Source organism: Ensifer sp. Root31, from assembly GCF_001424825.1.
Classification (GTDB): Bacteria; Pseudomonadota; Alphaproteobacteria; order Rhizobiales; family Rhizobiaceae; genus Ensifer; species Ensifer canadensis.
Genome location: NZ_LMCO01000066.1, coordinates 446,584 through 459,776 on the forward strand (window position 1 = coordinate 446,584; position 13,193 = coordinate 459,776).

The window sequence follows — 13,193 nt, forward strand, 5'->3', positions numbered from 1 at the left end:
TTGCCCTCAAATTTCCTAGATTAGTGCATGCATTTAGCAGGAATCGGACAACAGGAAACCGGCGCTTTCATGAAATTCATCCGCAGGCTCGTCGCCGTCTTTCTGGTCATCTACCTTCTGCCGGCTCTAGCGTCGGCCGGATGGTGGTATATGAAGGAGCGACCGCAGAGTTGGCGCCATGCCGATTGGTCTTCGGCGGGCATCCTGCCGAAGCCGGCGCAAAGCCCGGATGCGGCGGTCTATATCTTCTCCGCCACGACGGGCGGCATGAAGGGAGCGGTCGCCAGCCACGCCTGGATCGTCACCAAGCAACAGGGCGCCCAGGCCTATAATCGCTACGACAAGGTCGGCTGGGGCAAGCCGATCCGCAGGAACGCCTATCAGGCGGACGCCCGTTGGTATTCGAACGAGCCGCGATTGGTTGCGACCGCCAGCGGCGTCGAGGCGAGCAGGCTGATCCCGAAGATCGAAGCGGCAATCGCTGCCTACCCCTATTCATCGGCCGGCGGCTACCGGATCTGGCCGGGGCCGAACTCAAACACCTTCGTTGCCCATGTGCTGCGCTCGGTCCCCGAACTCAATGCGGTGTTGCCGCCAGATGCTGTCGGGCGCGACTACCTGCCGGAGGGGAAACTGTTCCAGATCGACGCCGATAGCCGCGACCTGCATGCGACGCTCTATGGCCTCGCAGGCATTTCGGCGGGGGTGCGCAGCGGCCTGGAGCTGCATTTCTTCGGCCTCGTCGCCGGTTTCGACATTGCCAAACCGGGCATCAAGATCCCGGCGGTCGGGCGTTTCGGTATTTGACGACATCGCAGGCGCACGCGCACGCCGGCGCAGAATGCATCTGAAGATCGGGATGGGAAATTGCATGGCGGGCTAGAAATGGAAAAGGGCCGCGCGAGGCGACCCTTCCATGAGTTTTGGCCAAGTGGCTGGCCCGGGCTTAGGACCCGAAGGAAGGCGGGAATCAGGCCGAAGTTCGCCTCGACGTGTTCACCTCTCCCATGCCTGTCACGACGACCGAAATCTCATTAGACATTGGATCACCTTCCTTTCTGTTCGTTAGCGATAATTTCAAGGTAGGTGAATTTCCCGGGATTGCAAGGCCGACGAAGGTCGTAACTCAAGCTAGGTTATGATGCGTTTCGCATGGTCACGACGAACTTCGCGCGGTCATGACGAGGTTCGCATGGTCATGACGATCTTGCCGATGTGGTCGCCCTCTTCCATCATCCGGTGTCCGTCCGCCACCTGTTCGAATGGCAGCACCGCGTGGATGACCGGTGCGACGCTGCCCGCTTCGAGCAATGGCCAGGCGGTTGCCAGCAGGCCGTCGCGGATCGCCTGTTTCTCTGCCGCCGTTCGCGGGCGGAGCGCCGAACCCATGACATGCAGCCGCTTTGACAGGATCGGGGCGATGTTGGCGGCCTCGACCTTGGCGCCGCCGAGAAAGGCGATGATCGAGAGCCGGCCATCCTTGGCAAGCGTACCAATATTGCGGTCGAAATAGCGGCCGCCGACCATGTCGAGGATGACGTCTACGCCGCGACCGCCGGTTTCCTCCAGCACGACCGACTTGAAATCTTCGTCGCGATAGTTGATCGCCCGTTTCGCGCCGAGCGCCTCGCAGGCCCGGCACTTCTCAGTATTGCCGGCGGTGGCGAAGACCTCGGCGCCCAATGCTTTTGCCAGCTGGATTGCCGTCGTGCCGATACCGCTCGATCCGCCGTGGACGAGGATGGTTTCCCCCGCTTTCAGCTCGGCCATGCCGAAGACATTGGCCCAGACAGTGAAGAAAGTTTCCGGCAAGGCTGCCGCTTTCACCGCGTCATACCCTTTCGGCCAGGAAAGCGCCTGCGTCGCCGGCACGGCCGCATACTCGGCGTAACCACCGCCGTTCGCCAGGGCGCAGACCTTGTCGCCGATCGAAAAACCCTGCGCGCCCTCGCCGAGAGCCACCACTTCACCGGCAACCTCCAGCCCGAGAATGGGGCTCGCCCCGGGCGGCGGCGGATAGTCGCCCTTGCGCTGGAGCACATCAGGCCGGTTGATGCCTGCCGCTTCGACGCGCACCAGAATGTCGCCCGGCTTGAGCGTCGGCAATGGTCCCTTCGACAGCACCATATTTTCCGCGCCGCCCGGGGACGGAAGATCAACGAAGGTCATTTCAACTGGAAGGGACATGGCTCTACCTCAAGGACTCTCAAGCGTCATACCTAGCGCCGCCCATGCGTCGCGGAAAGGCCCGATGTCGATCCGGGTTGGCCGACCTCATCGCCGAGAAACGAGAGGATCAGCGCTGCGACATCGGCAGGACTCTCCCAATGCGGGTTGTGGCCATGGCCGTCGAGCGTGATGGAGCGCACGGAGGCGAAGGTCTCGGCAAGAACCTGCCGATGCCCGATGTCAAAAAGAGGATCCTGTGCTCCGGCGATGCACAGCACCGGCGCTCTGACATGAGTCGCGCGCGATTTGAGATCCGTCACCGCGAGCGCATCAAGGAGCGTTCGCCAAGTCGTCATCGGCATCGCTGCGGCTTCGCGGCGCAGATGCCTTAGGAACGCCGTGTCGACCGACCGACTGCAGGCATGCCAGCGGTCGAAGAAGGCGTCGTCGGGACCAAGCGGGTCTTTGAGCCCGCGTATCGCCCGGGCGACCTCCGTCCCCGGACCAAAGTCCGGCTTGAGGCTTCCCGAGAGCAGGATCAATGCACGCACCGCCTCCCGGCGGCGCGCGGCAATATCGACAGCAATCATCGCTCCCATGGAATGACCAACAAGCACAAACTGGTGAATGGCCAGGCGATCGGCCAGACAATCGACATCGTGGGCGAGTTCGGCAATCGACATCCCTTCCCTGGGCATCGAACCGCCGTGTCCGCCGAGATCTGGAATGATCAGGCGATATCCGCCTAAGGATGGCGCGATCAGGGAAAAACTGCGGCTGGTATCGGAGTAGCCGTGCAAGAGAAGGAGAACCGGCCCCTGCCCGTGATCGACATAGGTGAACTGCTGGCCGCCGGGCAGTTCTATTCGCCGCTTGGCGGCCGCCCACGACTGCTGATCGATCACCATCAAAGACCGAGCGCGGCTTTGACCGCGGCCAGCCCCGGCTGCCCGTCATAGGTCGTTACGCCAGCGAGCCATGGTTCCAGACGCTGCGGTTCTTCCTTGATCGACTTAGCCCCTGCCTCATCGGGCGACAGGCCGTCATTCATCAGGTAGCCCATGCCGCGGTTCTCGAAATCGACGTCGAAAACCAGATTGTTCAACAGGCGGGCGACATTCGGGCACTCCTGAAGGTATCCCTTGCGTACCTGCGTCGACACCGTCGCCGCGCCAAAATTCGGACCGTAGAACTTGTCGCCACCCGTCAGGTACTTCATCGAAAATACAGTGTTCATCGGATGTGGCGCCCAGCCCTGGAATACGATGAAGGCCTTGTCACGAACCCGACGCGTCACCTCGGACAACATGCCCTGCTCGCTCGACTCGACCACTTCCCAGTCTGCCAGACCAAGATCTGGATCCTTGATGGCATCGAGCATCAGTTGATTGGAGCCAGGTTCGATGCCGTACATCTTCTTTTCGAACTTGTCGGAGAAGGGTTTCAAATCCGAGAAATCCTTGACGCCCGCTTCCCAGACGTAGTCGGGAACGGCAAAGGTGTATTTTGCCCCCTCAAGATTGGTTCGCACGGTCTCGACCGAACCGTCCTCCCGGTAAGGCTTGTAGTAGGCGACCATAGCCGGATCCCAGTAGCCGAGAAAGACGTCGAGATCCTTGCTGCGCAGGCTCGTATAGATGACGTCGATGCCGAGAAGCTTGCTTTCCGGCTCATATCCAAGCGCCTTCAGCAGGCTCAGCCCGACGCCGGTCGTAAAGGCCAAGTCATTCCAGCCGGGCTCCGCCAACCGCACGCTTTTGCATGCCTGCGGATCACCGGCAAAGCCGGAACTTGTGGCCGTCAACAGAGCAGCGGCAAATATCAGGCTCTTCAAATGCAGCATCGCGATCCTCACAATTGTCCGTCGGGACTTCAAATTGACCCACGGGTCAGCAATTGATCTTCCTGGAAAGATTGTCAATGTGAGAATCGCTTGGGAGAAACCGCATGCGATTGACGAAAATCAGTGAGATCAGGCGCCGCGAGCTGCGGCGGGCGGCCTTTGAGGTCCTGCAGAAAGAGGGAATGGCCGGGGCGACCCTGGAAAAGGTGGCGACGCATGCCGGCGCCTCGAAGGGCATCGTGCTGCATTATTTTGCCAGCAAGCAGGAACTGTTCGAGCATGCCATGCGCGAGGCGAACGCTTCCTTGAAAGAAGCGGTGGTCGAGAGGCTGCATCGCGCACGTACCCCGCTCGAGCGGATGGATGCGATCATTGAGGCCAATTTCGAGGAACGCTTCTTCCAGCCTTCCGTCTGCCACGCCTGGCTATCGCTTTGCGCCGAAGTGCCGCGCGAACCGCAATTGGCGCGGATTCAGAAGATCATTCACGCAAGGATGCGGTCGAACTTGCTGTCGGCGCTGACGCACATCCTGCCTGCGAACGAGTGCGAAGATGTGGCGCTTGCCATTACATCGTTGATCGACGGGCTGTGGCTGCGGCTCGGGCTGCAGTCTGAAGGGGGGCTGACACGCGACATGGCACTTGCGCAGATGCGCGACTACCTGGTCCATCGCCTGCCAAAAACCCAGGCGTAAATGGACGCAGCGGCACTCATTGCCGACTGCAACGTGTTTGCCCATCCACGCGTTAGACGCCGAGCGCCTCCAGAACGAGGCCGCTGGCGCTGGCCTTGGCACGAGACTTGATCTCGGCGATGCGGGCGCTGACGGCTTGGCCGTCCGAAAACACAAAACCTTCCGGCAATCCGAGAACGGCGATCGAACAGCGCATCAGCGGAAAATCCTTGGCCGTGCCATCGCGGCCATGACCGCTGATACGCCCCTCTGCCTGATGCTCCGGTAGATAGAGCTGGCGGACATCGGAGGCGAAATCGTCGAGTAGACGGTGAAGAACGACCTGCAGCTCATCGACGGTGCAACCGCTGATGCCGACGAAGAAATCGTCGCCGCCGACATGGCCGAGGAACTTTTCTTCGCCAATGAAATGCCGCCGCAGCAGGGCGGCGAAAAGCGAAATCGCCAGATCGCCCTTCTGAAAACCGTAGGTATCGTTGAACGGCTTGAAATCGTCAAAGTCGCAATAGCAGAAATAGCGCGGCTGATCGCCGTCGAGGATCGCGTCCTGAACGTAATCGCGGATGGCGCGATTGCCGGGCAATCCGGTCAGGGGGTTCTGCTCCTGCGCCGTCTTCAACTGCTTCTCGTTGATGATCTTCAACAGCGACGATGCCGACAGGATGCCTGCATAGCGCATATTCTCGGTCAGGATCACACAATCGCTGCCGTCCATGCCGGCGAAAATCTTCAGCATCTCGTCGGCCGGCGTATCGAGATCGGCGATCGGCGCCGGGCTTGCGAAATGCGAGATGCGGCGCTGGTAGAGCCGGTTCTTCAGCAGGTCGCGGCCGAAGGGATGATAGATCATCTCCTTGACGTGATATTCGTGCAGGATGCCGCGCGGTTCGCCGTTGGCGTTGAGCACCGGAAAGAACGCCTGACGGGGATTAAGCCGGAACAGATCGAACACGGATTCGAGTTCGTCGCTTTCGCGCACCGCCGGCAGCTGTTCGATCTGCTTGCGGATCAGAATGCTGTCGAGCGTCGCCGACGAGCGGTGACCGCCGCCATTCAAGGCCAAATGCGGATAGGCAGGCTGCAATTCGCTCAGGTGCGTCGTCGGCCGGGCGATGAAATAGCCCTGTACGAGGTCGCAGCCGAGATCGCGACAGGTCTGGAACTCCGCCTCGGTCTCGACGCCTTCGGCGATGACCCGGGTGCCGAGCACATGGGCGGTGTTGACGGTGTGGCGCACCAGGTGGCGCTTGCGCGCATCGGCGTCGATGCCGGAAATGAAATGCCGGTCGATCTTCACGTAATCGACGGGCTGATCGCAGAGCAGCTTGAGGCCATTGAAGCCGGCGCCGAAATCATCGATGGCCAGCTTGAATCCGGCCAGCCGCAGTTCGCGCACGAGCGCCGAGAAATCCGGCATCTTGCCGCTGTCGAAACGTTCGGACAGCTCGAAGCATAAGGACGACGGCGCGATGTTGGCGCGCTTCAGGTGATTGACGAGGCGCTCGACGATCGCGTTTTCGCCGCCGACCAGGCGGGAATCGAAATTCAGGAACAGCGTGCGGGTGGAAAATTCCGGCAATGTCGCGAAGCCTGCGACGGCACGACTGTTGACCATATGCTCGAGCGCCAGCAACTGGCCGGCCTCTTCCGCCTTGTCGAGCAATTCCAAGGGCGAGGCAAAGCCCAGCTTTTGAAAGCCGCGCATCAGTGACTCGTAGCCGAACACGGCACCGGTTGCCGCTTCGACGATCGGCTGGAATGCGCTTTCGATCACAAGCTTTGCAAGCGTTACGATCTGGTCGTCGCCGAACCGGCGAAGCGAGAGAATTTCGGCGGGGGCGGCGGACATGCCGGGCTCCAGAAGATTGAGAACGGACGATCGGACGGCCGCAGGATGGCGACCAACAGTCAACGAAGTCTTTCCCCAATATGAAGCTTTGATGAAAGCTATATGACAGCTCCGCCCACGCTGATCATTATCGAACTTTCTAATAAAATCAGTAGTTTCATCGAATTTTCCCGAACTGCGGAAAATTGGTCGCAACAGGTTCAGGTGATGCGATAACGAGTGCATGCCACGACCGAGAAAGATCGCGGCAAGCGCAAACATCGTGGTCCAGAGCAGTCACACTGCAAGCAGGATCAGTGCCATGCCGGACAGGGGCACCTGTAGCGCTACACCCGAGATGGCGATCAGCGCTGGGATGAGCGTCGTTACACGGGCGGCCCGCACGGTCGCCTTCCCAATACGCCAGCCAACAGGCACGCTCTGCTTACAATCCCACCCGAACACGGCAAAGGCGAGCGAGCCGTGCGCTAGCCTTTTGCCAACACCCCGAAGGCGATCAGCGACAGACCCTGCATCACCAGATCGACCGCCAGGAACAGGCCGAGGATCCAGAGGCTGTTGACCGGCCAGCCGGCGGCAATGATCAGACCGGCGGCGAGCGTGACCAGACCGCCGAGCGCGACCCATCCCCAGCCCTGGATCGGCCGCAGCTTGAAGCTGACCCAGATCCGGAAGCAACCGGCGACGACGAGTGCGATGGCCATCAGGAAAGTGAGGACGGAGGAGGCCAGCACCGGGTTGATGAAGGCAAAGAGCCCGGCAATGGCGTAGCAGGCGCCGCTCAGCACCCAATAGAGCACGCTGTTCCAACCCTTGACCTGAAAGGCATGGGCGAGATTGAACAGGCCGCCGACGAGCATGATCAGCCCGACATAATAGACCGAGGCCACCGTCGCCATCAGCAGATTGCCGAAGGCAAGGCCGCCACACATGATCAACAGCACGCCGAGCGCGACGAACCATCCCCATTTGCCGGCAACCGCCGCCTTGCCAGCCGGATCGAATGCATGGGTCATTTCAACCTCCAGTCCTTCTGATATCCAGAACTCTACCATCGGATTGAGCCGGATTTCTCCGAAAAAAGAAAGAGAAAACATCGCAAATTTTTATTGATTGATGAGTCAATCAAAAATAAACTGACCATCATCGAGGGAGAGACGGATGCCCAAGGTCGGGATGGAGCCTGTGCGCCGCAAGGCGCTGGTGGATGCGGCGCTGCGCGTGATCGGCGATCAGGGCACGCTCGCCGTCACCATGTCCGACATCGCCCGCCGTGCCGGTGTCTCCCCTTCCCTTGCCCATCACTATTTCGGCAGCAAGGAGCAATTGCTGATCGAGACCGTGCGCAGTCTTCTAAGGCAACTGCGCGACGATACGGTGACGGCGCTGAGTGCAGCGATTACACCGCGTGAGAAACTGAGCGCGTTGATCCGCGTTTCGTTCCAGGCAAGCCAGTTTGCGCCCGACACCATCGCCGCTTGGCTCGCCTTCTATTCCGAGGCGCAGCGCTCGGAAGACGTCCGCCGGTTCCTCGTCGTCTACGCCCGGCGGTTGCGCTCCAACCTGATGGCGAGCCTCAAGGCGCTTTGTCCCGTCGATGACGCGGAACGCATCGCGGAAGGCGCAGCTGCGATGATCGACGGGCTCTACATCCGCCAGAGTCTGCGCTCTGCGCCGATCGGCATCGAAGCCTCGATCGCGCTGACGGAAGACTACGTCACCTCGCTTCTCGACCAGCTCCACCGCCAAGGACGGGCCATATGACCGCCAGACCTAATATCCTGATCATTATGGTCGACCAGCTGAACGGAAAATTCTTTCCCGACGGTCCGGCGGAATTCCTGCATGCGCCGAACCTGAAGAGCCTCGCCGCCCGCTCCGCCCGCTTTCGCAACAACTACACCTCGTCGCCGCTTTGCGCGCCTGCCCGCGCCTCGTTCATGGCAGGCCAGCTGCCGAGCCGCACCCGGGTCTATGACAACGCCGCCGAATACCAGTCCTCGATCCCGACCTACGCACATCACCTGCGCCGCGCCGGCTACTACACGGCACTGTCCGGCAAGATGCATTTCGTCGGGCCTGATCAATTGCATGGTTTCGAGGAGCGGCTGACGACCGATATCTATCCCGCCGATTTCGGCTGGACGCCGGATTATCGCAAGCCGGGCGAGCGCATCGACTGGTGGTATCACAATCTCGGCTCCGTCACCGGCGCCGGCGCCGCCGAGATCACCAACCAGATGGAGTATGACGACGAGGTCGCCTTTCTCGCCAACCAGAAGCTCTACCAGCTGTCGCGCGAAAACGACGACGCGGGCCGCCGCCCCTGGTGCCTGACCGTCTCCTTCACCCACCCGCACGACCCCTATGTCGCACGAAAGAAATTCTGGGATCTCTACGAGGATTGCGAGCATCTTCTGCCAGAGGTCGGCATGCTGCCGGAGGAGGACCAGGATCCGCACTCGAAGCGGATCATGCATTCCTGCGACTACGTCAATTTCGACTTGACCGAGGACAATATCCGCCGCTCGCGCCGCGCCTATTTCGCCAATATTTCCTATCTCGACGAAAAGGTCGGCGAACTTGTCGACACGCTGACGCGCACCCGGATGCTCGACAACACTCTGATCCTGTTCTGCTCCGACCATGGCGACATGCTGGGCGAGCGCGGCCTGTGGTTCAAGATGAACTTCTTCGAAGGCTCGGCGCGCGTGCCCCTGATGGCGGCCGGACCCGCCGTTGCGCCCGGCCTGCACCTGACGCCGACGTCGAACCTCGACGTAACCCCGACGCTTTGCGACCTCGCCGGCATCTCGATGGACGAGGTGAAGCCCTGGACTGATGGCATCAGCCTCGTGCCTGTCATCAATGGCGAGGAGCGCACCGAGCCGGTGCTCATGGAGTATGCTGCGGAAGCGTCCCACGCGCCGCTGGTCGCCATTCGCAAGGGCAAATGGAAATATATCCACTGCGCGCTCGACCCGGATCAGCTCTATGATCTCGAAGCCGATCCGCTGGAGCTGAAGAACCTCGCGGCAAACCCGGAGACACCGGTGCAGGCGGCAACGCTGAATGCGTTTCGCGACATGTGCGCCGCCCACTGGGACATGGAGGCCTTCGATGGCGCCGTGCGCGAGAGCCAGGCCCGGCGCTGGGTGGTCTACGAGGCACTGAGGAACGGCGCCTATTATCCGTGGGACCATCAGCCGCTGCAAAAAGCATCCGAGCGCTACATGCGCAACCACATGAACCTCGACAATCTCGAGGAATCCAAACGCTATCCGCGGGGAGAATGACATGAGAGCCCAACCGCAAGCCTCGCACTTCATCGATGGCGAGTATGTCGAGGACATTGCCGGCACCGTCTTCGAGAGCATCTATCCCGCAACCGGCGAGGTGATCGCCCGGCTGCATGCGGCAACGCCCGCGATCGTCGAAAAGGCGATTGCCGCTGCCAAGCGCGCGCAACCGGAATGGGCGGCCATGAGCCCGACTGCCCGCGGCCGCATCTTGAAGCGCGCCGCCGAGATCATGCGCGAGCGCAACCGCGAGCTTTCCGAGCTCGAAACGCTCGACACCGGCAAGCCGATCCAGGAGACGATCGTCGCCGACCCGACATCGGGCGCCGACTCGTTCGAATTCTTCGGCGGCGTCATCGCCACAGCGCTCAACGGCGACTACATTCCGCTCGGCGGCGATTTCGCCTATACCAAGCGTGTGCCGCTCGGCGTCTGCGTCGGCATCGGCGCCTGGAATTATCCGCAGCAGATCGCCTGCTGGAAGGGTGCGCCGGCGCTTGCCGCCGGCAACGCCATGGTCTTCAAGCCATCGGAGAATACCCCACTCGGCGCCCTCAAGATCGCCGAGATCCTGATCGAGGCGGGCCTTCCCAAGGGCCTCTACAACGTCATCCAGGGCGATCGGACGACCGGTCCGCTGCTCGTCAACCACCCCGATGTCGCCAAGGTATCGCTCACCGGCTCGGTGCCGACGGGCCGCAAGGTGTATGAGGCGGCAGCTGCCGGTCTTCGCCACGTAACGATGGAGCTCGGCGGCAAGTCGCCGCTGATCGTCTTCGACGATGCCGATCTCGAAAGCGCCATCGGCGGCGCCATGCTCGGCAACTTCTATTCCACCGGCCAGGTCTGCTCGAACGGCACCCGCGTCTTCGTCCAGAAGGGCATCAAGGATGCGTTCCTCGATCGCCTCAAGGCGCGCACTGAAGCGATCGTCATCGGCGACCCGATGGACGAAGCCACCCAGCTCGGGCCGATGGTGTCGGGCGCGCAACGCGACAAGGTCTTCTCCTATATCGAAAAGGGCAAAGCCGAGGGCGCGCGTCTGGTCACCGGCGGCGGCATTCCGAATGCGGTCAGTGCCGACGGCACCTATATCCAGCCGACCGTCTTTGCCGACGTCACCGACGACATGACCATCGCGCGCGAAGAGATCTTCGGCCCTGTGATGTGCGTTCTCGACTTCGAAAGCGAGGCTGATGTCGTCGCGCGCGCCAATGCCACCGAATTCGGCCTGTCGGCCGGCGTCTTCACCGCCGACATCACCCGCGCCCACCGCGTCGTCGACCAACTCGAAGCCGGCACGCTCTGGATCAACACCTACAATCTCTGCCCGGTCGAGATCCCCTTCGGCGGCTCCAAGCAATCCGGTTTCGGGCGCGAGAATTCCGTGGCGGCGCTCAACCATTACAGCGAGTTGAAGACCGTCTACGTCGGCATGAGCCCGGTGCAGGCGCCGTATTGAGGTTCAAGCGGCCTTCCTCGGGACGCATCTGATTCGCTCCCTCATCCTCGGGTGAGCGAAGCGAGTTCCGGGGATCCAGCAGCGCCACGTCGGTGGCGCGAAAGACTCCCTCAAGCGACAGACGTCGCTTGGCTGGATTCCTGTGACAAGCACAGGAATGAGGGGACAGAGGTAGAGGCACGGTACCGGCCGGTTTAGAGACGCAGAAGAAAGAGCACGATCATGCAGGCAGACTACATCATCATCGGCTCCGGCTCGGCCGGTTCGGCGCTCGCCTACCGCCTCTCGCAGGACGGCAAGCATTCCGTAATCGTGCTCGAATATGGCGGTTCGGACATCGGGCCGTTCATCCAGATGCCGGCAGCACTTGCCTGGCCGATGAGCATGGACCGCTACAACTGGGGCTATCATTCCGAACCCGAGCCGAACCTCAACAACCGGCGCATCACCGCGCCGCGCGGCAAGGTCATCGGCGGCTCCTCCTCGATCAACGGCCTTGTCTACGTGCGCGGCCATGCCGAGGATTTCAATCGCTGGGAGGACCTGGGCGCACGTGGCTGGGCCTATGCCGACGTGCTTCCCTACTTCAAGCGCATGGAGCATTCGCACGGAGGCGAGGTCGGCTGGCGCGGGACCGACGGGCCGTTGCACGTCAAGCGCGGGCCGGTGACCAACCCACTGTTCCATGCCTTCATTGAAGCGGGCGAGCAGGCGGGCTTCGAGCTTACCAACGACTACAACGGCTCCAAGCAGGAAGGCTTCGGCCTGATGGAGCAGACCGTCTGGCAGGGGCGCCGCTGGTCCGCCGCCAACGCCTATCTCCGCCCGGCTCTGAAGCGGCCCAACGTTTCGCTCATGCGCTGTTTTGCCCGCAAGGTGGTGATCGAGAACCGCCGGGCGACCGGCGTCGAGATCGAGCGCGGCGGCAAGATCGAGATCGTCAAGGCGAACCGCGAGGTGATCGTCTCCGCCTCCTCCTTCAACTCGCCGAAGCTGCTGATGCTGTCCGGCATCGGCCCGGCACAGCACCTGAAGGACATGGGCATAGAGGTCAAGGTCGATCGACCCGGTGTCGGCGCCAACCTTCAGGACCATATGGAGTTCTATTTCCAGCAGGTCTCGACCAAACCGGTCTCGCTCTATTCCTGGCTGCCGTGGTTCTGGCAGGGGGTCGCCGGAGCACAATGGTTGCTCTCCAAAGGTGGGCTCGGCGCCTCCAACCAATTCGAGGCCTGCGCCTTCCTGCGTTCGGCGCCGGGCGTCAAGCAGCCCGATATCCAGTATCACTTCCTGCCGGTCGCGATCAGCTATGACGGCAAGGCGGCGGCCAAGAGCCACGGCTTCCAGGTGCATGTGGGCTACAACCTGTCGAAGTCGCGCGGCAACGTCACCCTGCGATCCTCCGATCCGATGGCCGACCCGGTGATCCGCTTCAACTATATGAGCCACCCGGAGGATTGGGAGAAGTTCCGCCACTGCGTGCGCCTCACCCGCGAGATCTTCGGCCAGCGGGCCTTCGACCAGTATCGCGGGCCGGAGATCCAGCCGGGCGAGAAGGTGCAGACGGACGATGAGATCGACGCCTTCCTGCGCGAACACCTGGAAAGCGCCTACCACCCCTGCGGCACCTGCCGGATGGGTGCCAAGGACGACCCAATGGCCGTGGTCGACCCGGAGACGCGGGTGATCGGCGTCGATGGTTTGCGCGTCGCGGACTCCTCGATCTTCCCGCACGTGACCTATGGCAATCTCAACAGCCCCTCGATCATGACCGGCGAAAAGGCAGCCGACCATATCCTCGGCAAGCAACCGCTTGCCCGGTCCAATCAGGAGCCCTGGATCAATCCGCGCTGGGCCGTCAGCGACAGATAGGATC

Annotated in this window: 11 protein-coding genes; 6 read left to right on the top strand and 5 right to left on the bottom strand. The window is 61.8% G+C overall.

Annotation, left to right across the window (positions count from 1 at the left end; translation table 11 throughout):
• Nucleotides 1-69 precede the first annotated feature (69 nt).
• Nucleotides 70-807: a DUF3750 domain-containing protein gene (locus ASD00_RS36440; protein ID WP_025426240.1), complete on the top strand. Its 738-nt coding sequence runs from the start codon at nucleotides 70-72 to the stop codon at nucleotides 805-807.
• A gap of 369 nt (nucleotides 808-1,176) precedes the next feature.
• On the opposite strand, the gene ASD00_RS36445 is transcribed toward ASD00_RS36440, so the two are convergent.
• Genes ASD00_RS36445 through ASD00_RS36455 form a run of 3 tightly spaced genes read right to left on the bottom strand, consistent with a single transcriptional unit; the run spans nucleotide 1,177 to nucleotide 4,012 of the window.
• Entirely contained in the window at nucleotides 1,177-2,187 is a 1,011-nt protein-coding gene (locus ASD00_RS36445; protein ID WP_025426239.1) for an NAD(P)H-quinone oxidoreductase, read from the bottom strand.
• Nucleotides 2,188-2,219: 32 nt separating this feature from the next.
• Entirely contained in the window at nucleotides 2,220-3,077 is an 858-nt protein-coding gene (locus tag ASD00_RS36450; RefSeq protein WP_025426238.1) for an alpha/beta hydrolase, read from the bottom strand.
• Nucleotides 3,077-4,012 (bottom strand): choline ABC transporter substrate-binding protein, encoded by a 936-nt coding sequence (locus tag ASD00_RS36455; protein WP_025426237.1) that lies wholly within the window; start codon nucleotides 4,010-4,012, stop codon nucleotides 3,077-3,079. The genes ASD00_RS36450 and ASD00_RS36455 overlap by 1 nt, the downstream gene beginning before the upstream one ends.
• A gap of 104 nt (nucleotides 4,013-4,116) precedes the next feature.
• On the opposite strand from ASD00_RS36455, the gene betI (ASD00_RS36460) reads away from it, so the two are divergent.
• On the top strand, nucleotides 4,117-4,707 hold the full coding sequence (gene betI / locus ASD00_RS36460) for a transcriptional regulator BetI (protein ID WP_025426236.1): 591 nt from the start codon (nucleotides 4,117-4,119) through the stop codon (nucleotides 4,705-4,707).
• A gap of 52 nt (nucleotides 4,708-4,759) precedes the next feature.
• On the opposite strand, the gene ASD00_RS36465 is transcribed toward betI (ASD00_RS36460), so the two are convergent.
• Nucleotides 4,760-6,556: a GGDEF domain-containing protein gene (locus ASD00_RS36465; RefSeq protein WP_025426235.1), complete on the bottom strand. Its 1,797-nt coding sequence runs from the start codon at nucleotides 6,554-6,556 to the stop codon at nucleotides 4,760-4,762.
• A gap of 467 nt (nucleotides 6,557-7,023) precedes the next feature.
• Nucleotides 7,024-7,572, bottom strand: coding sequence for an HdeD family acid-resistance protein (locus ASD00_RS36470; RefSeq protein ID WP_025426234.1), 549 nt, complete (start codon nucleotides 7,570-7,572; stop codon nucleotides 7,024-7,026).
• Nucleotides 7,573-7,717: 145 nt separating this feature from the next.
• Here ASD00_RS36470 and betI (ASD00_RS36475) point away from each other — a divergent pair, with 145 nt between their 5' ends.
• The 4 genes from betI (ASD00_RS36475) (at nucleotide 7,718) to betA (ending at nucleotide 13,189) form a co-directional block, all read left to right on the top strand.
• Complete coding sequence (gene betI / locus ASD00_RS36475) at nucleotides 7,718-8,320, top strand: transcriptional regulator BetI (RefSeq protein WP_025426233.1); 603 nt, start codon at nucleotides 7,718-7,720, stop codon at nucleotides 8,318-8,320.
• Complete coding sequence (gene betC / locus ASD00_RS36480; RefSeq protein ID WP_025426232.1) at nucleotides 8,317-9,852, top strand: choline-sulfatase; 1,536 nt, start codon at nucleotides 8,317-8,319, stop codon at nucleotides 9,850-9,852. The genes betI (ASD00_RS36475) and betC overlap by 4 nt, the downstream gene beginning before the upstream one ends.
• Before the next feature lies 1 nt (nucleotide 9,853).
• Complete coding sequence (gene betB / locus ASD00_RS36485) at nucleotides 9,854-11,317, top strand: betaine-aldehyde dehydrogenase (protein ID WP_025426231.1); 1,464 nt, start codon at nucleotides 9,854-9,856, stop codon at nucleotides 11,315-11,317.
• A 222-nt stretch (nucleotides 11,318-11,539) separates the two neighbouring features.
• Entirely contained in the window at nucleotides 11,540-13,189 is a 1,650-nt protein-coding gene (betA, locus tag ASD00_RS36490; protein ID WP_025426230.1) for a choline dehydrogenase, read from the top strand.
• Nucleotides 13,190-13,193 lie beyond the last annotated feature (4 nt).